General features: G+C 39.6%; 20 protein-coding genes. 6 read left to right on the forward strand and 14 right to left on the reverse strand.

Annotation, left to right across the window (positions count from 1 at the left end):
- Positions 1–5: 5 nt before the first annotated feature.
- From mltG to yceD, 10 genes are all read right to left on the reverse strand, one after another.
- Positions 6–1,004 carry an endolytic transglycosylase MltG gene (mltG, locus tag ACMUMK_RS07890; RefSeq protein ID WP_414700586.1) on the reverse strand — a complete coding sequence of 333 codons (999 nt, stop codon included), beginning with the start codon at positions 1,002–1,004 and terminating at the stop codon, positions 6–8.
- Entirely contained in the window at positions 997–1,833 is an 837-nt protein-coding gene (gene pabC, locus ACMUMK_RS07895) for an aminodeoxychorismate lyase (RefSeq protein ID WP_414700587.1), read from the reverse strand. The genes mltG and pabC overlap by 8 nt, the downstream gene beginning before the upstream one ends.
- Positions 1,834–1,945: 112 nt before the next feature.
- Positions 1,946–3,190, reverse strand: a complete 1,245-nt coding sequence (gene fabF / locus ACMUMK_RS07900; RefSeq protein WP_414700588.1) for a beta-ketoacyl-ACP synthase II — start codon at positions 3,188–3,190, stop codon at positions 1,946–1,948.
- Positions 3,191–3,264: 74 nt separating this feature from the next.
- On the reverse strand, positions 3,265–3,504 hold the full coding sequence (gene acpP, locus ACMUMK_RS07905; protein WP_133471608.1) for an acyl carrier protein: 240 nt from the start codon (positions 3,502–3,504) through the stop codon (positions 3,265–3,267).
- 168 nt (positions 3,505–3,672) lie between these two features.
- On the reverse strand, positions 3,673–4,410 hold the full coding sequence (gene fabG, locus ACMUMK_RS07910; protein WP_414700589.1) for a 3-oxoacyl-ACP reductase FabG: 738 nt from the start codon (positions 4,408–4,410) through the stop codon (positions 3,673–3,675).
- Between the two features lie 17 nt (positions 4,411–4,427).
- Complete coding sequence (gene fabD / locus ACMUMK_RS07915) at positions 4,428–5,354, reverse strand: ACP S-malonyltransferase (protein ID WP_414700590.1); 927 nt, start codon at positions 5,352–5,354, stop codon at positions 4,428–4,430.
- Positions 5,355–5,378: 24 nt separating this feature from the next.
- Entirely contained in the window at positions 5,379–6,338 is a 960-nt protein-coding gene (locus tag ACMUMK_RS07920) for a beta-ketoacyl-ACP synthase III (protein ID WP_414700591.1), read from the reverse strand.
- A complete protein-coding gene (plsX, locus tag ACMUMK_RS07925) occupies positions 6,339–7,367 on the reverse strand; it encodes a phosphate acyltransferase PlsX (RefSeq protein WP_414700592.1) in 1,029 nt (342 codons plus the stop codon).
- A 20-nt stretch (positions 7,368–7,387) separates the two neighbouring features.
- The gene (gene rpmF / locus ACMUMK_RS07930; protein ID WP_414700593.1) at positions 7,388–7,558 is read right to left on the reverse strand and encodes a 50S ribosomal protein L32; all 171 of its coding nucleotides are present in this window, start codon (positions 7,556–7,558) and stop codon (positions 7,388–7,390) included.
- Between the two features lie 10 nt (positions 7,559–7,568).
- Positions 7,569–8,096, reverse strand: a complete 528-nt coding sequence (gene yceD / locus ACMUMK_RS07935) for a 23S rRNA accumulation protein YceD (protein ID WP_414700594.1) — start codon at positions 8,094–8,096, stop codon at positions 7,569–7,571.
- Between the two features lie 130 nt (positions 8,097–8,226).
- Between yceD and ACMUMK_RS07940 the strand changes: the two genes are divergently transcribed.
- Positions 8,227–8,829 (forward strand): Maf family protein, encoded by a 603-nt coding sequence (locus tag ACMUMK_RS07940; protein ID WP_414700595.1) that lies wholly within the window; start codon positions 8,227–8,229, stop codon positions 8,827–8,829.
- Here ACMUMK_RS07940 and ACMUMK_RS07945 read toward each other — a convergent pair.
- Both ACMUMK_RS07945 and rluC read right to left on the reverse strand, forming a co-directional pair.
- On the reverse strand, positions 8,826–9,467 hold the full coding sequence (locus tag ACMUMK_RS07945) for an HAD family hydrolase (RefSeq protein WP_414700596.1): 642 nt from the start codon (positions 9,465–9,467) through the stop codon (positions 8,826–8,828). The genes ACMUMK_RS07940 and ACMUMK_RS07945 overlap by 4 nt on opposite strands.
- The gene (rluC, locus tag ACMUMK_RS07950; protein WP_414700597.1) at positions 9,457–10,410 is read right to left on the reverse strand and encodes a 23S rRNA pseudouridine(955/2504/2580) synthase RluC; all 954 of its coding nucleotides are present in this window, start codon (positions 10,408–10,410) and stop codon (positions 9,457–9,459) included. The genes ACMUMK_RS07945 and rluC overlap by 11 nt, the downstream gene beginning before the upstream one ends.
- Before the next feature lie 597 nt (positions 10,411–11,007).
- Here rluC and rne point away from each other — a divergent pair.
- Both rne and ACMUMK_RS07960 read left to right on the forward strand, forming a co-directional pair.
- Positions 11,008–13,941 (forward strand): ribonuclease E, encoded by a 2,934-nt coding sequence (rne, locus tag ACMUMK_RS07955; RefSeq protein ID WP_414701387.1) that lies wholly within the window; start codon positions 11,008–11,010, stop codon positions 13,939–13,941.
- A 219-nt stretch (positions 13,942–14,160) separates the two neighbouring features.
- Positions 14,161–15,471, forward strand: coding sequence for a DEAD/DEAH box helicase (locus ACMUMK_RS07960; RefSeq protein WP_414700598.1), 1,311 nt, complete (start codon positions 14,161–14,163; stop codon positions 15,469–15,471).
- Positions 15,472–15,522: 51 nt separating this feature from the next.
- Here the strand turns inward: ACMUMK_RS07960 and ACMUMK_RS07965 are convergent, their stop codons facing one another.
- Positions 15,523–15,969, reverse strand: a complete 447-nt coding sequence (locus ACMUMK_RS07965; protein ID WP_414700599.1) for a YaiI/YqxD family protein — start codon at positions 15,967–15,969, stop codon at positions 15,523–15,525.
- 294 nt (positions 15,970–16,263) lie between these two features.
- Between ACMUMK_RS07965 and ACMUMK_RS07970 the strand changes: the two genes are divergently transcribed.
- The 3 genes from ACMUMK_RS07970 to ACMUMK_RS07980 are packed head-to-tail and all read left to right on the forward strand — an operon-like array spanning position 16,264 to position 23,799.
- On the forward strand, positions 16,264–17,379 hold the full coding sequence (locus tag ACMUMK_RS07970; protein WP_414700600.1) for an efflux RND transporter periplasmic adaptor subunit: 1,116 nt from the start codon (positions 16,264–16,266) through the stop codon (positions 17,377–17,379).
- An 11-nt stretch (positions 17,380–17,390) separates the two neighbouring features.
- Complete coding sequence (locus ACMUMK_RS07975; RefSeq protein ID WP_414700601.1) at positions 17,391–20,720, forward strand: efflux RND transporter permease subunit; 3,330 nt, start codon at positions 17,391–17,393, stop codon at positions 20,718–20,720.
- A complete protein-coding gene (locus ACMUMK_RS07980; protein ID WP_414700602.1) occupies positions 20,713–23,799 on the forward strand; it encodes an efflux RND transporter permease subunit in 3,087 nt (1,028 codons plus the stop codon). Before ACMUMK_RS07975 ends, ACMUMK_RS07980 begins: the two co-directional genes overlap by 8 nt.
- Before the next feature lie 66 nt (positions 23,800–23,865).
- Here the strand turns inward: ACMUMK_RS07980 and tmpT are convergent, their stop codons facing one another.
- Entirely contained in the window at positions 23,866–24,510 is a 645-nt protein-coding gene (tmpT, locus tag ACMUMK_RS07985) for a thiopurine S-methyltransferase (protein ID WP_414700603.1), read from the reverse strand.
- Positions 24,511–25,063: the final 553 nt, after the last annotated feature.

The following is a 25,063-nucleotide window of genomic DNA, read 5'->3' on the forward strand; positions in this document are numbered from 1 at the left end:
CAACCTTATTTCTTTAATTGGTATTTACGCACCGCAGTGTTGTGTTCTTGTAGTGTCGCTGAAAATTTATGACTTCCATCACCTTTAGACACAAAATATAGCTCTTCTGTTGCTATTGGGTGAAACGCAGCATCAATGGCAAGTTTACTTGGCATTGCAATTGGGGTGGGAGGAAGACCTTTAATAACATAAGTATTATATGGTGTTGGGGTTCTTAAGTCTTTTCTTCTGATGTTTCCATCAAAATTATCACCCATTCCGTAAATAACTGTTGGGTCTGTTTGTAATCGCATATTTAACCGTAAACGATTTACAAAAACACCTGCAATCCTAGGCCTTTCTTCTGCTACCCCAGTTTCTTTCTCTATGATCGATGCCATAATTAAGCCTTGATATGGAGTATCATAAGGCAAATCAATCGCCCTATTTTCCCAAGCACTTTGTAAATAACTTACCATACTTTCATTTGCTCTAAGTATGACTTCGAAAATATCGGTCTGGTCTACAAAGTGATAAGTATCAGGTAACAGCCACCCCTCTAATGAGCCGCCGGGGAGGCTTTCTCCAAGAGTACGCAAAGAGCCTTGCAAATTAGCATTACTTGTTAGATTAGGATGACTTTTCAATGTAAGAAGCCAGTCTCTCAGCCTCAAACCTTCAACTAAACTCACAGAAAACTGTTTTTCTTTGCCGCTCACCAATAATTGTAATAAATCTAACCCTGTCATCGAAGGGGTTAATAGATAGGTACCTACCTTGATTTGTGCCAATTCAGGCTCTATTTTAAGACGAATTTTTAATCCCAAATTTTCTTTGAGGATCCCTTTGGCCTTAAGACGGTTTAAAATGCCCTTTGCCGAATGACCATTATCAACTCGAAAGACAGTGTCGCTACTAATATTTAAAGGATCATAAACTTGCTGATTAAAGTATGCCATTACCCAAGCCACGAGGAGCCCCACTAGGATAAATAAGAATAATAAACTCTTTACAAACTTACCCATTAAACACCCCAGGAATGTCGTTCAAGTAAGATTGTATTTCATGAACGGGAGAAAGTTGAAAGGATTTAAGCCCAAAAGTATTTTCATCTTCTAAACTTTTTAAAGGGACGACTTTCATTAAAGAGTTACAAATAAATGCAGCTTTAGCGTCACACAAGGCATCTATGGGGGCTTCTATAACGTTTAAGTTTAATCCAAACTCTTTAATTTTGGCCATCACATAGTTACGCATAACCCCTTCAACCCCTGATTGATTAAGGTCTGGTGTAAACCAGCTGCCATTTTCATACCAAAATACATTGCCTATTGATGTCTCAATAACATTGGATTCTGTATCCCGAACAATTACATCGTCATAAGAAGTATCAGCGCATGACTTTTTAATTAAGACTTGCTCTAGGCGGTTTAAGTGTTTTATCCCTGCCAATAAAGGTTGCCTACTCAAAGCAATATCACTCAGGCCAACAGTAATGCCTTCGCGTTGCCAATTTGTGTAATGGTTAGGAATTGGGTGATGAGAAATAATAAATGTGGGGGCATTAGCACCAAGTGGGCTATACCCCCTGCCACCTGAGCCTCGCGTTATAATAACTTTTAAAACACAGCTTTGCTTATCATGCAAAGACTCTAAAATACATTGATTGAGAAATGCCCAGTCTTTGAAAAGTATGGATAAACGTTTACAAGCTTGCTTTAGGCGTTGAATGTGGGCATCAAATAACTCCACCTTGCCATGTTCGTAGGCCATAGTTGTAAAGCAACCATCGCCGTACTGTAAACCGCGATCGCTTAGGGAGATATTTGATTGTCTATGACCATTAACTATCATTTAAATTAACTTAAGCCCTTCAGAATGAGTAAATACGATAATACTTCAGTAACAGAAGGTTTGCTTGATTGAAGAAGGTGATTTTGCCTTCTTCAATCAAATTTAAGTTTTACTAGTCAGTAAACTTTTTAAATAATAAAGAACCATTTGTCCCGCCAAAACCAAATGAATTACACAGTGCATAGTCCATTTCTTTTGGCTTGGCTTGATTGGCAACAAAATCTAAATCGCAGCCATCACCAGGGTTATCTAAGTTTGTTGTGGGTGGCGCTACTTGATCGCGTAAAGCTAGAATTGTAAATATAGCTTCAACCGCACCAGCTGCTCCCAGTAAATGTCCAGTCATAGATTTAGTTGAGCTTACCATTAGCTTTTTGGCATCTTCAGCGAATACAGATTTTATCGCAGCAACTTCTGCAACGTCTCCTGCTGGTGTTGATGTACCGTGAGCATTAATATACCCCACTTCACTAGCATCAATTTTTGCGTCATTGATTGCACTTACCATTGCTGCGGCAGCTCCTTCACCATCAGCAGGAGGTGACGTCATATGATAGGCATCACCACTCATTCCAAAGCCAACCAGCTCCGCATAAATAGTTGCTCCACGAGCAATAGCCATATCGTAATCTTCAAGTACAACGACACCCGCTCCTTCACCCATAACAAAGCCATCTCTGTCTTTATCCCACGGACGACTCGCTGACTCAGGATCATCATTACGTGTAGATAATGCTCGAGCTGCAGCAAAACCACCAATCCCAAGTGGGCAAATTGTAGATTCAGCGCCGCCGGCAATCATCACATCAGCATCACCATAGGCAATAGTACGAGCAGCGATACCAATATTATGTACGCCTGTAGTACAGGCAGTTACAACATTCAGGTTAGGGCCTTTTAATCCTTCAAATATAGAGAAAAATCCCGATATCATATTGGTAATAGTAGAAGGAACAAAAAATGGAGATATCTTTCGAGGTCCAGAACTAAGCATTTTGCTGTGGTTATCTTCGATTAATCCTAAACCACCAATACCTGAGCCTATCGCAACACCTATTCGTGATGCGTTTTCAGGAGTAACTCGAAGACCAGAACTAGCTAATGCTTGTTTACCTGCTGCAATACCAAACTGGATAAACTTATCCATTTTTTTACATTCTTTCTTTGGAATGTATTGTTCAACATCAAAATCTTTTACTTCACCGGCAAATTGAGTTGTAAAAGCTGAACAATCAAAAGAGGTAATTGGAGCAATGCCACTTTTTCCCGCAAGGATATTTTTCCAAGAAGAATCAACATCATTGCCAACGGGGGAAAGCATGCCAAGTCCAGTCACTACTACGCGACGTTTAGACACTAAGGCCTCCGACTATAAACATGGAAATACAAATTGAAAAAGAAACGGCCCAGATAGGGCCGCTTTTAAATAACTTACGCGTCTTTATTAGCGTTAACGTAATCAATAGCAGATTGAACAGTTGTGATTTTTTCAGCTTCTTCGTCAGGAATTTCAGTATCAAATTCTTCTTCAAGAGCCATAACTAATTCAACAGTGTCTAATGAATCCGCACCTAAATCATCAACGAAAGAAGCTTCAGATTTAACTTCCTCTTCTTTTACACCTAATTGTTCGATAATGATTTTTTTTACGCGTTCTTCGATGTTACTCATAATTCTAGTTATCCTTTAAAGTACCTAGATATAAATTTGCGAGTAGTGTATTCAGCAAATCGAGGCCTTGCAAGTAAGTCACTCAACTTTTTATCTGGTCCAACCACTCACGGTTAAATAAATATTCGTTATTACTGTCTGCACATAATACCACATGTGCGACAATCGTTAACCCATGTACATGCCACCATTTACATGAATTGTTTCACCAGTGATATAAGCGGCTTCATCACTGACTAAAAAACCAACCGCTGCAGCAATCTCTTTAGGATCACCTAAACGATTGGCAGGGATATCTTTAAAGATATTCTCTTTTTGTTCATCAGTTAGAGCTTTAGTCATATCTGTATCAATAAAACCAGGTGCAACTACGTTTACTGTTATGCCTCTAGAAGCAACTTCACGGGCCATAGACTTACTAAACCCAATTACACCTGCTTTAGCCGCAGCATAGTTAGCTTGGCCAGGATTACCTGTGGTTCCTACTACTGAGCCAATATTTACGATTCTACCCTTTCTTTTTTTCATCATGCCGCGAAGTACTGCTTTTGACATTTTGAAAATAGAAGTTAGGTTAGTATCTATAATACCTTGCCACTCATCATCTTTCATACGCATAAGAAGGTTGTCACGGGTAATTCCAGCATTATTTACCAAGATATCTACAGGGCCGTATTCTTCTGTAATTTCTTTTAATAGATTCGCCATAGAATCAGGATCAGCAACATTTAATACTTTACCAGTCCCATTTGATTGCAGATATTCACCAATTGCTTTTGCGCCGTTTTCAGAAGTTGCAGTTCCTATAACTACCGCACCATCCGCCACTAGACGCTCTGCAATCGCCCGACCAATACCTCGGCTTGCGCCCGTTACTAAGGCAATGCTGCCATTTAATTTAGACATTTATACTCTCTACTTGACTAGTTTAAGTCTGATACAGACTCTAAAGAACCTATGGCTTTACATGTTAAAGCCTTATTTATACGTTTAGTTAAACCTGTAAGCACTTTACCTGGACCGATTTCACATAGGTTATCGACACCCAATTCATGTAATTGGTTCACTGTTTCAGTCCATCTTACTGGACTATAAAGCTGAGCAATTAGCGCTTTTTTAATTGCTTCTGGTTCAGACTCCATCTCAACGTCTACATTATTGATAACTGGTATTTGAGGAGCATTGAAATGTATATCATTTAATAACGCTGATAACTTATCTGCTGCCGGCTTCATCAACGCACAATGAGAAGGTACGCTAACAGGTAAAGGTAAAGCTCTTTTAGCCCCCTGCTCTTTACATAGCTCTGCTGCACGCTCTGCGGCTTCTTTGTTTCCTGCAATAACAACTTGCCCTGGTGAGTTAAAATTAACCGCAGCAACAACCATATTAGAATCAGCTTGTGCTTGCTCGCAGCTGGCTATGACTTTTTCGTCTTCTAACCCAATTATTGCGTACATGGCACCAACGCCTTGTGGAACAGCTTCTTGCATGAATTGTCCACGTGCTTCAACTAATTTAATGGCATCTTTAAAATCAATTACACCGGCACACACTAAGGCAGAATATTCCCCTAAGCTATGCCCTGCCATATAAGCTGGTAACGGCATATTATTTTCTTGTAGCACTTGAAATATCGCATAACTGGCGGCTAATAAAGCTGGTTGGGTTACCTGTGTTTGCCCTAGCTTAACTTCATCGTTATTTACAACATCCCATAAATCATATTGCAAAACCTCACTAGCGGCTGCAAATGTATTTTCTACAGTTGGGAATTCGGAGGCTAAGTCACTCAACATTCCTAAAAATTGTGATCCTTGGCCTGGAAAAACCCATGCTTGCTTACTCATAAAACACTTCTCTAAATAATTAAATTAATAACGAACTAAGGCTGATGCCCAAGCAAATCCGCCTCCAAAGGCTTCTAACAACAAATTTTGCCCTCTTTTAATACGGCCATCGCGAATCGCAGTGTCTAATGCGGTAGGAACAGTGGCAGCTGAAGTATTGCCATATTTTTCAAGGGTAAGTACCACTTGATCTAACGACATATCTAGCTTCTTAGCCGTTGCTTTAATAATGCGGAAGTTAGCTTGATGGGGTACTAACCAATCTAAATCTGATTTTTGCATATTATTGGCAGCCAAAGTTTGCTCTACCACTTCACTTAGTTTAGTGACAGCCACTTTAAATACTTCATTACCCTTCATGCTTCCCCAGTTTTCATGAACAGATTGTTCATCACCTCTTTGGGGGTTGCCAACTGTAAGTAAATCACCGTATGAGCCAGCAGCATTAATATGAGTGGATAAAATCCCAGGCTCTTCACTTGCTTCAATAATAGTTGCACCAGCAGCATCACCAAACAAAATAACCATAGTACGGTCTTCTGGGTTAATAAGGCGGCTTAAACAATCGGTCCCTACTACAAGTATACGTTTGGCCATACCAGACTTTATATATTGGTCAGCAACACTCAATGCATAGCAATACCCTGCACAAGCAGCAGCAACATCAAAAGCCGGAATACCATCTATATCTAGCGCTTTTTGAATTTCGCATGCGGTACTAGGTAATGCATAGCGACCTGAAGTCGTTGCACAAACAATCATATCTAATGATTTTGCGTCAATACCAGCGGCTTCTAATGCTTTTTTACTTGCCTCGGTCCCCATAGTCGCAGCAGTTTCATGCTGGCCAATAATGCGTCTTTCTTTTATGCCGGTACGATCGGTAATCCATTCGTCAGACGTATCAACCATATTTGCTAAGTCTGCATTTGTTCTTACTTCGCTGGGGTAGTAACTACCCGTACCAATAATTCTGGAATTCATTTATTCGTGACGCTCCATTAAAGCCGCTTCTATTTTATCTTTTATTTTTTTCGGTACCTGCATCTGGGCCTCTTGTATAGACTTTCGAATAGCATACAAAAAAGCCTCTGACGAGGCATTCCCATGGCTCTTAACCACAATTCCGCGCAATCCTACCAGACTCGCACCGTTATACTGGTCGGGTTTCATGCGTAAATACAACCTATGAAAAATCGGCACGGCAATCTTTGCCAATAAAGAGAAATACCAATTCTGTCGTGACACTCTTTTAATTTCTTCAAAAAGAAATTTAGATAGGCCTTCCCATGACTTTAAAGCAATATTCCCAACAAAGCCGTCTGTCACAATAACATCAGCATCATTTGAAAAAATGCCATGACCTTCAACATAGCCAATATAATTTAAACTCTTAGAATCTATAAGTAACCTAGCTGTTTGTTTAACTTGGTCGTTTCCTTTTATTTCTTCTACACCAACATTCAACAAGGCAACTCTAGGTTGCTTAATATTACTCATTTGTTCAGCTAACACTGATCCCATAACGGCATATTGAAACAAGACCTCGGAATCACAGTTGATGTTAGCGCCCAAATCTAAAAGATACACTTTCCCATTATTTTTTGTGGGTATTTGAGACACTAATGCTGGTCTATCAACCCCTGGCAGGGTTTTGAGAACATAAAATGCCATAGTTAATAACGCACCTGTATTCCCTGCACTAACACAGGCATCTGCTTGCTCATCTTGAACAAGTTCTAATGCTCTGCGCATCGAAGAATCTTTTTTGTGTCGCAACGCATGGGAAGGTGAATCGCTCATTAATACTTCTTGAGAGCAATTAGATATTTGAATACGTTTTTGGATTTCAGGTAATTGTTTATCTAGCCATTCAAGCATTAAAGCCTGTGGACCACATAATATAATATTTAAGGTAGGCGTTTCTTGCAGTGCTTTTGAAACCGCAGGAAAAATAATATGGGGGCCGTGATCGCCCCCCATCATATCTAACGCTATGGTTAGATGGCTCAATGTTCTACTACTTTAATAAATTAAAGAGATAAAACTTTTTTGCCTTTGTAGTAACCATCAGCAGTCACGTGATGACGAACATGTGTCTCACCCGACGTTGAATCTACAGACAAAGTTGCAGTACTAAGTGCATCATGTGAACGACGCATACCACGCTTTGAACGAGCTTTTTTACTCTTCTGTACAGCCATTATTTTACTCCTAGTCTCGCTTAAGTTCTTTCAAAACCGCGAACGGGTTTGGACGTTCATCGGCCGGTTCAATTTTTCCGAAACTCATTTCGTCTCGCTTTTGCTTGCAATCCTCCTCTGCATGAAGGGCTACAATTGGCAAAGATAAAATCAGTTCGTCTTCAAGAGTTTGAAATAAATTGATTTCTCCGTGGTCATTGACCTCTACCGGTTCGTAAACATCCGGTAACTCATCTTCTGCTTCTTCTTCAGAACCCTGCACAGGACTGAAACAAAAAGATACATCCATTGGATGTTCAAAGACTTCATTACATCTTTCACAGCATAGTGATGTTAAGCATGCCATTTGACCTTGAAAATAAGTAAGACCCTGCGCGTCTTTTGCAAACTTAATTTCTACATCAATTTCACTGGCAACATCAGCAACCATCCCAAGCAATCTTGGCATGTCAGATGCTAAAATAACTCCCCGATAATCGGAACGTTTATTAGCACTCTTGACTGGATCTAATTGCTTAGGTAATTTCACTTTCTGCATAGCGCGCGCATATTATAGATTCAAACCTTATTAGTCAAAGAAAATATTACAGAAATTATCTCGAGCTTAGCGGCTAGATACTCGTTATCATAAAGGGATATTTTATTACTATTTAAGTTTTTACCAACTAATGAAATTTGTTCTTGCCTCAAGCTCTACCTACAGACAATCAATTTTAAAAAAATTAAGCATTCCATTTACTGCTATGGCGCCTGACATTGATGAATCTCTATATGAAGGTGAAACCATAGAAACCCAAGTAAAACGGCTAGCACAACAAAAAGCTTGTGCAATTGCCAATAAGATCAAAGAGCCCAACACTTACATAATTGGTTCTGACCAACTAGCAAGTATAAACGGCACTATTCTTGGTAAACCTGGTGATTTTCACCATGCAAAACAACAGTTGCTCAAGGCAAGTGGACAAACTGTGCAATTTTACACTGGATTGTGTCTTGTATGCCCCAGCAAAAATCAGCTAGAAACCTTAGTTGATGTTTATCAGGTGTCATTTAGAAAACTCAGCGAGCACCAAATTGATACCTACTTAAATATTGAAAAACCTTTCGACTGTGCAGGCAGTTTTAAAAGTGAAGGGCTGGGCATTGCATTGTTTAGTTCCCTTGAAGGTACAGATCCAAACAGTCTTATTGGATTACCATTAATTCGTCTAATTGAACTGTTTGAGAAAATGTCTATCGATATATTTGACTATATGGAAATACCTACTTAAACAAATTGGGTTAGCTCAGGTAAAGAGTCAATGATAGCGATGGGGTTATGCTTCATTAATGTCTCATGATTATGAACACCAAAGCTGACAGCGATTCGATCCATTCCAATTGTCTCTGCCATTTGCATATCATAACTAGTATCACCAACCATTAATACATCTGATGGCTGTAAGTCTAATTCCGATAAAATCTGTTTAAGCATATCAGGAGACGGCTTGCTGCTTGCGTCATCTGCCGTTTTTGAGGTAGTAAATAAATGACCAGTATTAGAATGTAAAAGATTATGTTCCAATCCTTGCCTTGCTTTACCAGTTGCAACTGCCAATAGATGCCCCCTAGCCTTTAATTCTTCTAATAACTCAACTGCTCCTTCGAACATAGGGCTACATATTTGAGTATGATTTTTGAAATGCTCTTTATAAATAAGCATGAGTTTTACAGCTTCGTCATGATCATCTATAGAAAAAAGCTTTTTAAGTGCAGGCAACAAGCTAATACCAATGACATTTTTAGCTTCATCAAAACTAGGTACTGGTAACCCAAAATGACTAGCACTTGTTTGCATACTATCTACAATTTTAGAAATGGAATCCATTAAGGTGCCATCCCAATCAAAAACAATTGCCTTATACTTCACTTCTTAACCTTTTAAGTACATTTGTTAACTGTAGTTCCAATGGGGCCTTAAAACTGACTCTCTCTGCGGTATTTGGATGTATAAAGGCTAAAGAATGAGCATGTAAAAATAATCGGTTTAATCCAAGACTTTTTGTTCTTGATTCAAAATCTGCATCACCATAGCGATCGTCACACGCTATTGGATGACCAGCATGTAAGCAATGAACGCGAATTTGATGGGTTCTTCCAGTAATTGGAGATGCTTCAACTAATGTTGCTTGGTTAAACAATTCTAAAATTCGGTAGCGGGTTTCAGAAGGTTTGCCTTCGTCACTAACCAAAACCATACGCTCACCAGACTTTAATGTATTCTTTAATAAAGGCGCTTTTACTTTAAAACGATTTGCCGGCCACTCACCTGCCACTAAAGCTTGATAACGCTTGTCTACTTTTCTATCTCTAAGTTGTTCGTGCAAATTTTTCAAAGCAGAACGACGTTTAGCGACTAACAAGCAACCAGAGGTATCTCTATCTAATCTATGTACTAACTCTAAAAATTTTTGCTGCGGTCTTAATGCTCTTAACCCTTCAATTACACCAAAACTTAAGCCACTTCCGCCATGCACCGCTGTACCAGAAGGTTTATTTAAAACAATAATCCAATCATCTTCATAAAGAATGCTCGCCTCTAGGCTTGAGACTTTGTCTAATTTGGTAGAAGGCAAAGCTGTAGGCTCTGAGACTCTGATGGGTGGAATACGTAACTCGTCGTGAGCGCAAAGCTTATATTCAGGCTTCACTCTTTTCTTATTAACTCGAACCTCCCCTTTACGTAAAATACGATAAATGAGGCTCTTAGGTACTCCTTTTAATAAAGTACGCAAATAGTTATCTATCCTTTGCCCTTCAAGGTCAGGATCGACGGTTATAAATTGAACTTTTTCGAATAATTGGTCTGCCATATCAGCGGTATTCTAACTGAATTTTATTAATAGTTGTCTAGTATTTTAATTTCTTGCCAGTATTACCTGTTTAATGTGATAATAACTAAGTTTTCATCCATGAAGTAAATGGGTAAAACAACATAATGAATTAAATGTTCTGTATGCATAAACGACCAAAAGTCGTAAACATAGATTGCTCACCACTTACGGTGAACCAACAGTGAAGTGTGTAACTTTTCGCTGATTATGGTTAAACAGAACGCTTACATCAGCGATATAAATATCTTACTGAACGCATACGATGTAAAGAAAGCGAATTGAATTGACAATATATTTGAATATAACTTAGCCAAACAATAGAGCGAGTTGTTTCGAATATAGTAGGTTTTGAAATAGACATATTTATCTAAGCAGCAACCGCGTTTAGAGCCTATAAAAACATAGGTAAAGTGTTAAAAAACAATGCATTAAATAATTAATGGCAATAACACGCACAGGTAAAACTTAACCTTAAGCATACAGTCGTGAGGCTGAATTAAATAGTTGTCTAATCACTAAGTTGTTCTTTGCTTAGTAGCGGTCGGTATATTACCGAGCTAAATAAGAATGAAAAGAATGTTAATCAATGGTACTCAGCAAGAAGAATTGCGAGTAGCACTTGTAGATGGGCAAAAGTTATATGATTTGGACATTGAAAGTCCTGGTCATGAACAAAAAAAAGCTAACATATATAAAGGTACAATCACCCGCGTAGAACCTAGTTTAGAAGCAGCATTTGTGGATTACGGCGCTGAAAGACATGGTTTTTTACCCCTCAAAGAAATTGGTAGAACTTACTTCCCTAAAGGTTATAAATTTGAAGGACGTCCTAATATCAAGGAAGTCATCAAAGAAGGCCAAGAAGTAATAGTCCAAATTGATAAAGAAGAACGTGGTCAAAAAGGTGCAGCATTAACCACCTTTATTAGCCTAGCTGGAAGTTATCTTGTATTAATGCCAAACAACCCTCGAGCCGGTGGTATTTCTCGCCGTATCGAAGGTGATGAAAGAACAGAACTAAAAGCCGCACTTAGTGGATTAAACCTTCCTGATGGTATGGGACTTATTGTAAGAACCGCTGGTGTTGGTAAGTCTTCAGAAGAGCTAGCCTATGACTTAGATTACCTAGTTTCAGGTTGGGCGCGCATCAAAGAAATGGCAGACTCTCGCCCTGCCCCTTTCCTTATTCATCAAGAAAGTGATGTAGTTGTTCGAGCCATTAGAGATTACCTAAGACGTGATATTGGTGAAATCTTAATTGATAAAACACGAGTTCATGAGCGAGCGTTAAAGCACGTTGAGCAAATGCGTCCAGACTACGCTAATCGCGTCAAACTATACAAAGGTGACGTACCTTTATTCAGTCATTATCAAATTGAAAGCCAAATTGAGTCGGCTTTTCAAAGGGAAGTACGCCTACCCTCTGGTGGCTCAATTGTTATAGACCCAACAGAAGCATTAATTTCAATAGACATAAACTCTGCTCGTGCCACAAAAGGTAGTGATATTGAGGAAACAGCCTTCAATACCAACCTAGAAGCAGCAGACGAAATTGCAAGACAATTACGACTTCGTGATGCCGGTGGACTAGTTGTCATAGATTTTATTGACATGACCCCAGTTCGTCACCAAAGAGAAGTTGAAAACCGCATGAAAGAAGCGGTTAGAGGCGATAGAGCCAGAGTGCAACTTGGCCGCATTTCACGCTTTGGCCTGTTAGAAATGTCTAGACAACGTTTACGCCCTTCGTTAGGTGATTCTGCCCACAATGTATGTCCTCGTTGTAGTGGTCACGGAACAGTACGTGGCACTGAATCGCTAGCCTTATCTGTTCTAAGAATAATGGAAGAGGAAAGCATTAAAGATAATACAGGCCAGATTGAAGCCCAGTTACCTGTTAATGTTGCCACCTATCTATTAAATGAAAAGCGTAAGTCTGTTAGAAGTATTGAAAAGAGACACTCTGTACAATTGGTGATCATTCCTAATCCAAATATGGAAACGCCACATTACAGTATTTCTCGCCGTAGACCGGATGAAGCTATACAGGAAATGAGTTACAACTTGCCATTAATTGAGCAAGAAGAAACCATCACTGATAAAACAGTGGCTCCAGCACTAGCGAAAGAACAACCAGCATTACAAAGTCTTATTGCACCAGATCAAGCAAGACCGGTTAAAACTACTGATAATAAATCAGCTAGTTCAGAAAGTATTCTGAGTAAAATTGGCAAATGGTTCTCCTCTTTATTAAAAGAAGAGCCCAAAGAAGTGCCAAAGAAAACCACTCGCACTCGTCCCCAAGGTAATAACCAGCGTAAGAACAAAAACGGACGTAACGACCGTAATAAACGTAATGGTAAAAACTTCGAGCAAAATGAGAGAAGTGAGCGTACTGATCGTAACGAGAAGTCAACTAAGCGTAATGAACGTTCTGAGCGCAAGCCAAGAAATGATAATCGTAAACCTCGTCGTAACGACAAAAATAACGATTCAGTGCAACCAACGAATCAAGCAAATGATGTTCGTAACAATACACCTGCTAAGAAAAAAGAGAAGGTTGCTGAACGTCGTAAGCGCAGAGATACAAGACGTAGTGTTAGAGTAGATTCAGAGAAAGTTGAAAAGGTAAAAACTGAAGCTGTTGCAGCTAAAGAAGAAACAACTAATCTTGAACAACAAGATACCCAAGTTGTTGATCCTGTAGCGACTAATGCTTTAAACCAAGAAAGCCCTGTAAAATCAGAGCCAAATACTGAAACTTCAGAGTATCAATCAAGTCAACCAGCTAAGTCTACTGACGAAGAGCAAAAGCCTCGTAGTCGTAGCCGCCGCTCTCCTCGCCATGTAAGAGCTGCAGGTCAAAGACAACGTAAAGAAGCTGATGCTCCTGAAGAAACAGCCAATGCTGTCGCTCAAACCGAAGCAGTAGAGAAAGTTGCAGAGCCAATTACAATCTCAGAGCCAGAAGTAAAAGAAGCGCCTGAAGTAAAAGAAGCGCCTGAAGTAAAAGAAGCTCCAGAAGTTAAAGAAGCTGTGGTAACGAAAGAGGCTGTAGCTAAGGAAGCCCCTGAGTCCAAAGGCGCATCAACTGCTAAGCAAGACGAACTGCAGTTTGATGAACCAGCACCTGTAGAAGAGAAATCTACTCCAGAGCAAGTTTCATTAGCTTTATCTGACGATGAGCCAGTTGCTATAGAGCCCAAACAAGAAGCAGTTGTAGAGCCTACAGTTACAGCTCCAGCTCCAGGTGATTCAGATGTAGCCGAAGAGCCGAAAAAAGCAAAAGTGGCTAAATCTCTAAAAGTAGCAGCAAAAGTTAAATCGCAGTCAATTTCTGCCCCTATGGCTAGACCTGCAGAGATAACTGAAGAGTTTGTAGATATTAAGATTGGTTCACTAGCAGATGACGCACGTCCTGCACTAAATCGTTCTGCAAAAACGGCTGCAATCTTAAGTGCGTCTAACAAAGCAACAGCACCAGCCTTTAGGCCAGGTTCTGACGCTTAACGAGAACGTCAAAGAAACCTAGGTTAATTTTCTAATTAACCCAGATCAAAAATAAAATGCCGTGAAGCTCCTTCACGGCATTTTTATTGCAGCCAAAGGTGCTATTTAACACTAATTGCTGTATCCTCCCGCGACTTATTTTTATAGCCGTTCATATTTCAAACAAAGCATGGGCTTAGTTTGACACAGAAGCTAACCACCCTACTTTGAGAATTATCTATGAGTTTTGCCGATCTAGGCCTTTCACCAAAAATTATTACCGCCGTAACTAACAAAGGTTATACCACTCCTTCCCCCATTCAAGCTCAAGCCATTCCAGCCGTTTTAGAAGGCAAAGATGTAATGGCAGCTGCACAAACAGGTACCGGAAAAACCGCTGGTTTTACCTTACCTATCTTGCATTTGCTAAGCCAAGGTAAGCCCGTTAGGGCCAATCAAGCTCGGGCATTAATATTAACCCCAACCCGTGAGCTTGCAGCTCAAGTTGCTGAAAGCGTACAAAATTATGGGCAAGGTCTATCTTTAAAATCAGCAGTTGTATTTGGTGGTGTGGGGATAAACCCGCAGATGCAAAAACTACGAAAAGGGGCTGATGTATTAGTGGCTACCCCTGGACGTTTATTAGATTTATATAACCAAAACGCCGTGAAATTTCATGAGTTAGAAATATTAGTGTTGGATGAAGCTGACAGAATGTTAGACATGGGCTTTATTCACGATATTAAAAAAATAATAAAATTATTACCGCAAAAACGTCAAAACTTAATGTTTTCTGCCACCTTTTCAGATGACATTAGAAAGTTAGCAAAAGGGCTTGTAAATAATCCTGTTGAAGTATCTGTATCGCCTGCTAACACCACAGTTGATCTAGTAGAGCAATGGGTTTACCCAGTTGATAAAAGTAGAAAATCACAACTTTTAACTCACCTAATCAAAGAGAATGACTGGCAACAGGTTTTAGTGTTTAGCCGCACCAAACATGGTGCTAATCGAATTGTTAAACAACTAGAAGGTCGCGGCATTAGCGCTGCAGCTATTCACGGTAATAAAAGCCAAGGAGCGCGCACTAAGGCCTTAGCAGACTTTAAACAAGGTAAGGTTAAAGCCTTAATCGCCACTGATATCGCGGCCCGTGGTTTAGACATAGACCAGCTTCCACAAGTGGTTAATTTTGATCTCCCAAATGTAGCTGAAGATTATGTTCATAGAATTGGTCGAACCGGTCGTGCTGGTGCTAAAGGCCAAGCTATATCTATGGTGACGCAAGAGGAATTTAAAGAGTTAGTTGATATTGAAATACTAACCAAACAGCTAATTCAAAGAAAAATTATTGCTGGATATGAACCAAGTCAAGCTCTACCCGAGTCAAAACCTGGTCAAAAACCAATTAAAGCAAAAAAGAAACCTCAGCAAAATAGACAAAATAGTCGCCCTAGTCGTAACCGTTCAGGTGACGACCGTAACACCAATAGTAAACCCTCTCAAAGGCGTAGAAGTAGGCCTGCAGGCGATAAATCAGGTAACAGATAACAACTATTTATTAATCATTTAAAGGTAGGGATTACTTCCCTACCTTGCTGCTTAATGGTTTGCCGTTAAAATCCTGTCTAAATGATTAGAAAAGTTTTGCCTATCTTTTTGACTTAGCGGAGGTGGCCCACCAGACTGCTCACCGCTGGCTCTCATGGTATCCATAAAATCTCGAATATTTAATCTCGAGCGGATATTCTCTGTTGTAAATAACTCTCCTCGACCACTTAATGCGAGAGCGCCTTTTTCTATCACTTCAGCCGCAAGTGGAATATCACTAGTTATTACTAAATCGCCAGTTTCTACCAGTTTTACTATTTCATCATCTGCTACATCAAACCCCTGGGGGACTTGCATTGAGCGAATAAATTTAGAGGCTGGAGTTCGAATAAACTGATTGGCCACATAAATGGTCTCAACCTCTTTTCGTTGTGCGGCCCGGTTTAATATCTCTTTAATGACTACCGGAACTGCATCTGCGTCTACCCAAATTTTCAATATATATCCTCGACTTTGATTTGTAACTAAGAGTAAAAGTATGCCGTTACAAGTGTCCTTGAGTTTACCATTAAGTTAAATAGCCGTCCTAAACTTAAGGTATTTAGTTATTTAAACCATAAAGTAAGAAAATTCGCTAAATACTTAGAGTTACCACTTATCAAACCCTATTAAAAATAACGTAACACATTGTTTTATATATAAAAAATAACATTGGCACAAGCACTGCTAAAGACGAGTGAACACTATAACAAACACACTATTTGTTTCACTACGTATTTCAAGGGAATCACGATGCAGTCAATAATAACAAAGCCTAGCAACCAAATATTAACCATATTAAGTATTCTACTTAGTGTCAGCTTACTGAGTGCTTGTGGAGATAAAAGTGCAACAGCACAACCCCTTGAACCCATTGAGAAAGTGGTGATATCTGTCCCTGTGGAGGTTAGTTTACTTTCAACTGGTAGTATTTCATCAGACTACACTACCACTGCGGTGTTAGAGCCCAAAGAAGAAGCATTTGTGGTTCCAAGGGCATCAGGCATTATCGAAAACATATATGTGGAAGAAGGTGATTATGTTGAAAAAGGACAAATACTCGCGCAGATAGAGCCTAGTCGTTATCACTTAAATTTGGATCGTGCTAAAGCTGATTTAGTAGGAGTAGAAAAAGAATTAGCCAAAATAAATAAGGTTTATAATCAAAAGCTCGTCAGCGATGATACCTATGACAAACTAAGTGCCCAATATGAATCAGCAAAAGCTACCCTTTCTTTAGCGGAATTAGACCTTAAAGAAGCCACAATTATGGCTCCCATATCTGGTTTTATTGCCGAGCGTAACGCTAAAGTTGGCAACTTAACAGAATCATTCCAAAGAGCCAGAATGTTTCACATAGTTCAACAAAAAGAGCTGTATGGCATAGTGCACCTCCCAGAGAAAGAGTTATCTAAAGTATTTAAAAATCAAAGTGCAACACTGGTGCTCGCTGCTTTAGACAATACTAAAGTAAAGGCTTTTGTAGAAAGAATAAGCCCAGTTATTGACTCTGCCACAGGAACCTTCAAAGTGACCCTTAGGGTACCAAACCTAGATAACCACCTAAAATCAGGTATGTTTGCTGAAGTAAAGTTGAACTATGACACCCATGAAGACGCCCTGCTATTAGCTCGTAAATCATTGATTTCTATCGATGACAGTATCAACGTATTTACCGTAGAAAACGGAATAGCCACCAAACAAAATATAGTGATCGGTTATCAACAAGGAGAGCTAGTAGAGGTCTTAAGTGGTCTAAGTGGTCATGAACAAGTCGTCGTTACAGGACATCAAAACCTAAGAGATCAAGCGCCGGTAGAGGTTATCGAAACTGCAGCAAGCTTACCTAAACAGCTAGTTAAAGGTTAAGGGCGCTAAAAATGAATATAATTGATATTGCTGTAAAACGTCCTGTCACCATTTGGATGTTTACCCTTGCGGTACTTTTATTTGGCATGGTGTCATTATCTCGCCTGGCCATTAATCTGTTGCCAGAGTTATCTTACCCTACCCTTACCATACGTACTGACTATGTTGGCGCAGCTCCGAGTGAAATTGAGCAACTAGTCTCAAAGCCTATCGAAGAAACCATAGGCGTGGTTAAAGGTGTGCATACTGTCACTTCGACTTCAAAAGCGGGTCAGTCAGATGTACTGCTCGAGTTTAATTGGGGGACAGATATGGATCTTGCAAGTTTAGAGGTCCGAGAAAAGCTAGATACATTACAACTGCCGTTAGATGTTACTAAGCCTTTATTACTGCGTTTCAACCCTAGTTTAGATCCCATCATGCGCTTAGGTCTTGCCAGTACAGATACGAGCTCTCAAGGTCAAAACTCATTAAATGAAAAGGGAATAAAGGCCCTTAGGCTCTACGGTGAAGAACAAATTAAACGACAACTAGAATCTGTAGCAGGCGTAGCATCTGTAAAAGTAAGCGGAGGACTAGAAAATGAAATTCAAGTACTGGTAGATCAGCAAAAAACCAATCAACTTAACTTAAATGTAACTGACATTATTACCCGCCTAAAACAAGAAAATGTAAACACATCTGGTGGCCGCGTAAAAGACGGCTCCCAAGAATATCTAGTGCGCACCCTTAATCAATTTAAAAGTTTAGATGATATCCGCAATATTTTTATTGCCACAAAAGACAATAAGAATATTCGCCTAGGTGACATAGCCATAGTAAAAGAAGCCTTTAAAGACCCAAGCTCAATGAATCGTTTCAATGGCTCTGAAGGTGTCGAAATTGCCATATACAAAGAAGGAGATGCAAACACAGTTCAAGTTGCAGAAAACATTCAATACAGCATTAAACAAATTCAAAATGACCTGCCAACCAAATATCAAATGCAACTACTTTATGACCAGTCTACCTTCATTGCCAGTGCTATCAATGAGGTGAAGTCTGCTGGCATCATTGGCGGTTTATTAGCTATGGCGGTACTGTATTTATTTTTGAAGAATATTTGGTCTACTGTGATCATTTCAATTTCAATCCCAGTGTCAATTATTGCTACCTTTAATCTAATGTACAGCAACGATATTAGCTTAAACATCATGAGCCTTGGAGGTATCGCTTTAGCCATTGGTTTACTGGTAGACAATAGTATTGTGGTTTTAGAAAACATCGCTAGGCATAAATCTCTAAATAAAGAGCCTAAAGTAGCGGCGGCGTTAGGCACTAAAGAGGTATCTACAGCGATTATTGCCTCTACACTGACCACTATGGCGGTATTTTTTCCTCTGGTGTTTGTTGAAGGTGTAGCTGGGCAATTATTTAGCGACCAAGCTTTGACAGTCACCTTTGCTCTAGGCGCGTCTTTACTGGTAGCGTTAACATTAATCCCCATGTTAGCGGCTCGGGAAAGAGGCAAGCAAACAAAGTCAGGCAAAGAGAAAATAACCTTTGCGGCTCCACTTCCTAAGTCAAAACCGATCAATAAAGGTGCCCTCGCCCTTTACTATATTGCCCTGCCATTTCATCTGTTTTTTAGAGCAATAGGTTTAATCATTTACTACTTACTCTTAGGTGTTTCGACCTTAGTTATTGGGTTATTTAGGATCCTTGCTAAAGCGAGCAAATTTGCACTGCAGCCAACTATTTGGTTTTTTGAAACTGTTTTTCATTACACAGAACTCGCTTATCTAGCTGCACTGAAACTAGCATTACGGATGAGGGTTGCTGTGGTGCTTGTCATTCTGGTTATTTCTGGTCTTTCCATAGTGTTATTACCTAAAGTGGGGATGGAGCTCATCCCCGACATGTCGCAAGGAGAATTCTATGTGGAAGTTAATTTGCCCACAGGCTCACAATTGCAGCAAACTGACAATATTATTGCTGATTTAGCAATATTTACAGCCAAATTACCGGGAGTGGAGCGTACCTATTCACTGGCTGGAACAGGCAGTTTAATGAATGCAACGGCTAATCAAGGTGGAGACAACTGGGGCAAATTGAATGTGGTAATGGTGCCATCGAGTATCCAAAGCGTCACTTCAGATGTCATGGCTGAAATGCGCACATACCTAGCTAAGCAGCCTGGCATACAGAGTAAGTTTGGTAAACCATCTCTGTTTACCTTTGCGACACCACTGGCAGTTCAACTAGTCGGTTATGATTTAGTAGAGCTAAGTAAATACAGCCAAGCTTTAAAGGATAGCTTACAAAGCGATGATAGGTTTGCCGATGTTGAATCTTCATTACAAGCGGGAAGCCCACAGTTAAAAGTTCAATTTGATCACAGTAGAATGGCCCAGCTTGGCATCAACGCCCCAAGTGTTTCAAAGCTTATAGCAGCTAAAGTAGGCGGTGAAGTTGCCACCCAATATAGTGTTCAAGACCGTAAAGTCGACATTTTAGTAAGAACAATAGAAAAGCAGAGAGATTCAATACAAGATATTGGACAAATCATTGTTAACCCAGGGGCGACACCTGCAGTTCCCTTGCATGCTATTGCAGATATCAGCATGTCTATCGGTCCGAGTGAAATTACCCGTATTAGCCAAGAGCGAGTGGCTTTAGTATCAGCAAACTTAAATTATGGTGACTTAAATGAGGCCGTAGCTGAGGTTAACACACATATAAAACAACTTAAGCTACCTTTGAAGATAAAGGCTAAAGTAGCAGGCCAAAGTGAAGAAATGAAAACCAGCTTTCAGTCTCTGCAATTTGCATTGGCTTTAGCCATTTTTCTAGTGTATTTGGTCATGGCCTCACAATTTGAATCATTACTGCACCCTCTATTGATATTATTTACTGTGCCATTAGCCTGCGCCGGATCAATATATGGACTATACCTATCTGGCACAAACATCAGCGTTGTGGTCTTTATTGGATTAATCATGCTTGCGGGAATAGTGGTTAATAACGCCATAGTGTTAATTGATAGGATCAACCAATTACGAGCGAGCGGCATAGATAAAACCCAAGCAATTATTGATTCGGCACAAAGTCGATTACGTCCAATTTTAATGACAACTTTAACCACTACCTTAGGCTTGTTACCTATGGCAATAGGAATGGGCGAAGGGGCTGAAATTCGCACCCCTATGGCGATAACTGTCATATATGGCCTTTTATTCGCGACCCTGCTAACTCTCATTTTCATACCAGTACTTTACAGTTTATTTGACCGTAAAGCCTTTAATACTGCGAGCACTAAACCAGCCAATGAGACCAAAAAAGGAGACCCAGTATATGGATAAGTTTGAGTCAGCTGGAGCTAGTTTGGCGGACTTTGCAATAAGGCGTCCTGTCACCATAGGTATGCTTTTTTTCTCTATGCTAATTTTTGGATTGTTATCTAGCCAATTACTGCCTTTAGAAAAATTCCCAAGTATAGATATTCCAGAAATAGCCATTCGCATTCCATATAAAGATGCGACACCTGTAGAAGTTGAAAAAATGATCACTCGGCCTGTTGAAGAAGCACTTGCTACTATGTCAGGAATTCAACGCCTTAGTTCGAGCTCATCTGAAGATGCGGCTGAATTACAATTACAATTTTCTTGGGATGAAAACCTCAGAGCAAAAGGCATAGAAGCAAGGGAAAAGATTGACGCAATACGTGATGAGTTACCTCAAGATGTGGAACGGGTGTTGGTATATCAATTTAATACCAATGATATGCCTATCTTTACCCTCAGAGTATCGAGTGAGAAAGACTTATCTAGTGCTTATGACTTATTAGACCGAAACTTAAAACGGCCAATAGAGCGAGTGCCAGGTGTTTCTAAAGTGGAACTTTACGGCGTTACCAAAAAACAAGTATCAATACGTTTAGACCAGCAACTAATGGCAGCATTACAAGTTAACACTAATGAGCTCGCTGCTACCCTAAAAAATGCAAACTTCTCTTTAAATGCAGGCAATTTTATAGATACAAACCTTGATAAAACTATCAAGGTGTCGCCTCAAGGTGAGTTTACTAGCCTGCAAGATATAAGAGATCTTATGGTTAAAAAAGGGGTCCGATTGAGTGATATTGCTCTTGTGCAGTTTGAAAAGCCCAAACGTATTGAAGGTCGTCATTTAGATCAGTCCTACGCCGTAGGTTTTAATATTTACCGTGAATCAAACAGTAACATGGTGGCCGTATCGGATGATGTGATGCAAGTCATAGAAGCAGCCAATCATAACCCAGCATTTAACGGTATCCATTTACTTATCATGGACAACGAAGCCCAAAGTGTAACCAAGTCTCTATCTGATTTACTCGATGCTGGCTTGCTTGGTGCCCTACTCTCATTAATCGTGCTATATGCGTTTTTAAGAAACATAACCAGTACTCTACTGGTGGTATTGTCTGTACCTTTTAGTATTTGCATTACCTTAGGCTGCATGTACATGATGGGTTATACAATTAATATATTATCTATGATGGGCCTAATGTTAGCCGTTGGCATGTTGGTAGATAATGCGGTAGTGGTAACCGAGAGTATCGAACAAGAAAAGCAGTCCACGACTGACATAATTGCCGCTACTAAAGCAGGAGTTGCCAAAGTTAGCCTAGCTGTTATTGCAGGTACCATAACCACTGCCATAGTTTTTCTACCTAACATAGTTGGCGCTAAGGTTAATGTCACAGTATTTTTAGAACACGTTGCCATCGCTATTTGTATTTCTCTATTTGCTTCATTACTAATATCTCAAACCCTTATTCCTTTGTTGGCGACAAAAATAAAACCCAAGGGTGATAGTGGCAAAAATGAAGTCACCAAAGCGCCTAGTAAATTAGCAAAAAAGTATAAAAACATTTTGACTTGGTCACTTAACAATCAAGGAAAAACCTCATTAATCGCTATATTGATTTTAATAAGTACGGCGTTACCTATGCAACATGTCACCAGCGATGATGACAATGATAACGACCAAAATAGAGTCTGGTTAAATTACAATATTCAAGGTAGCTATAGTTTAGAAGAAGTCGAAAAGGCCGTAGATAAAATGGAAACCTATTTATACGCTAATCAAGAAAAATTCTATATTAAACAAGTATATACCTACTTTACAGCTGGGCATGCTATATCAGCAATCACACTGATTGATGATCTCCCTGTGACACAAAAAGCTGTCAAAAAACACATATCAGACAATATGCCTAGGTTTGTTCGAGCTACACCTTCGTTTCAATGGGACCAAGGCAATGGTGGCGGAATACAAATGACATTAACCGGTGATTCTTCTGAAACACTAGAACAAATAGCCAAACAAATACTTCCTGTGCTTTCTAACATTCCAGGCCTGACTGAAGTTAAAACGGATACTAGTCAGCAAAAGCAAGAGCTAAGAGTCGTAATAGACAGACAAAAAGCCTTTAGGTTTGGGTTAAATACTCAAGACATAGCACAGATAATCGCCACGGCATTACGGGGAACAAACTTAAGAAGCTACCGACATAGCGAGAATGGTGAGCTAGCTATACAACTTATGTACGATGAGAAGTTACAAAACTCAGTTGATGCCCTTAAAAACCTAACCATTACGCGCCAATCTCAACAAAACGTCACCTTAGACATGATTGCTACCTTAACGATAGTGCCCAGAGCGTCAGAGATAAAACGCAGTTATAGGCAAACCTCTGTAACTATAGGCGGTAATTTAGAAGAAAATGTCACCCTAGAAGACGCCCAAAAAGCCATAGAGGGCATAATGGAGCATATTCAATTACCAAGTGGTTATGGCTGGACATTTGACGGTAGCATTAAACGACAAAATCAAAATGAAGACGCTATGCAAACCAATATGCTATTAGCCCTATGTATGATTTATATTGTGATGGCTGCCCTATTTGAATCTATATTGTTGCCAACTGCGGTTATTACATCTTTACTTTTTTCAGTAACTGGGGTGTTTTGGGCATTGTTTGTTGCAGGTATTCCCATGTCAATCATGAGTATGATAGGCATGCTGATTTTGATGGGAATAGTGGTAAACAACGGCATTGTATTGGTTGATCGCATTAACCAACTAATCAATCAAGGGTATATGGTGCAGCAGGCAATTATTGAAGGCTGTTTAAACCGAGTAAGACCTATATTAATGACAGTGGCGACCACAATATTAGGGCTGGTCCCATTAGCTTTTGGAAGTACGAGATTAGGTGGCGACGGACCGGCATACTCACCCATGGCAATAGCGATAATTGGCGGGTTACTTTTCTCTACTTTAACCAGTTTAGTATTAGTCCCTTTAACCTACTTATTGTTACTCAAGCTAAGAGCCAAAACCGCTAATATGCTCGAAAATAGTAAGCTACTAGTCAGTAAACTAATAGCAGAATAATCAAGGCACTTAATGTGAACTGGGCTTTGCCCAGTTCACATTAAGTTTCGGTAATAACCCTTAAAGCTACAAAGAAGTAGCTGTCAATAACCATACTTTTTCTAAAATATTTGAATTGCCTTTAACAGGCTCCACAACCTTATCATCTGCTAATAGCAATAATGTATATTGAATGCCGTATAAACTTGATAATTCAGCATCATCAACAGAAAAAGGAGGGCCTTGCATTTCACTTTGATCATAAACAAAACTGATTAGTAGTTGCTTGGCCTGTGCCGTAATAGCGGTTATATGCTTTGCATATTTTTTTCTAATGGTAACTGGCAGCGCAACCAGTGCAGCTCTGTCATATACACAGTCCACTGCCCCTAAAATAGTGGCTGTTAAATCAAAAACATCACCAACATATATTTGTAATTGACCGGCTTGATAGCACCTAAGTTTCCCTACAGTGCTAATGTCTGGGGTAACTTGCAACTCTTCAAATAATTGCACCACTGCTGTTTCAACCATTTCTATGCCCACTACTTCATGCCCTAAAGACAGCGACCATTTGATATCTAAAGTCTTACCACATAAAGGAATGAAGACTCTTGCTCTATCTTGTAACTCTAGCTTTTCAAAATGCGCTTCTAATAGTGGGTTAACCGCAGGTTGATGAAATCCTAACTCATTACTTTGCCACTTGCTGATCCAATATTCTTTTTCCATAGGAACCTCTTAATGTCATTACTTTTGCTAACCTAGCCACCCTGATTATCATACAAGTTAAAGTAAACTTTAGGTCAAGCTTAAATGTCAGATAAATTTTTAACTTATACTGGCGTGATGAAACAGACTCTGCCCTCTGCGTCTACTCTTAGGTGCTAAGGACAACAAGGTTTAATCGCCGCCTTTTCCCAACAAGGTATCATGGGCGTATTCAAAAGCACGGTTTTGTAACAATTGGCACTCATTTTATCAGGCACAGCAGTGTATTTTTCACTAGATGAAAGATCAGACATGACCATAAATGTAATGGAGCAGAGTTAAACAGAGCAAAGCTGCTAACTGTAAGACTGCTACTTAATTTTAATGCCCTACCTTTCAAAGGTTACCTAAGCTCGCTAACAAAGATAAACTCAGGAAATCGAGCCCCAAAGCAAGCTAATAGCAACCTTTGATGCCCCAACCCATTATGTTTTTTCAGTATGAAGTAAGCCTTTAAATTGAGAAAAATATCGCTTTGGTTTAGGCTAGCGGCTGATTTTTTCAAGCTGATACC

Origin of the sequence: Paraglaciecola sp. 2405UD69-4 (assembly GCF_047525415.1) — a bacterium.
Taxonomy (GTDB): domain Bacteria; phylum Pseudomonadota; class Gammaproteobacteria; order Enterobacterales; family Alteromonadaceae; genus Paraglaciecola.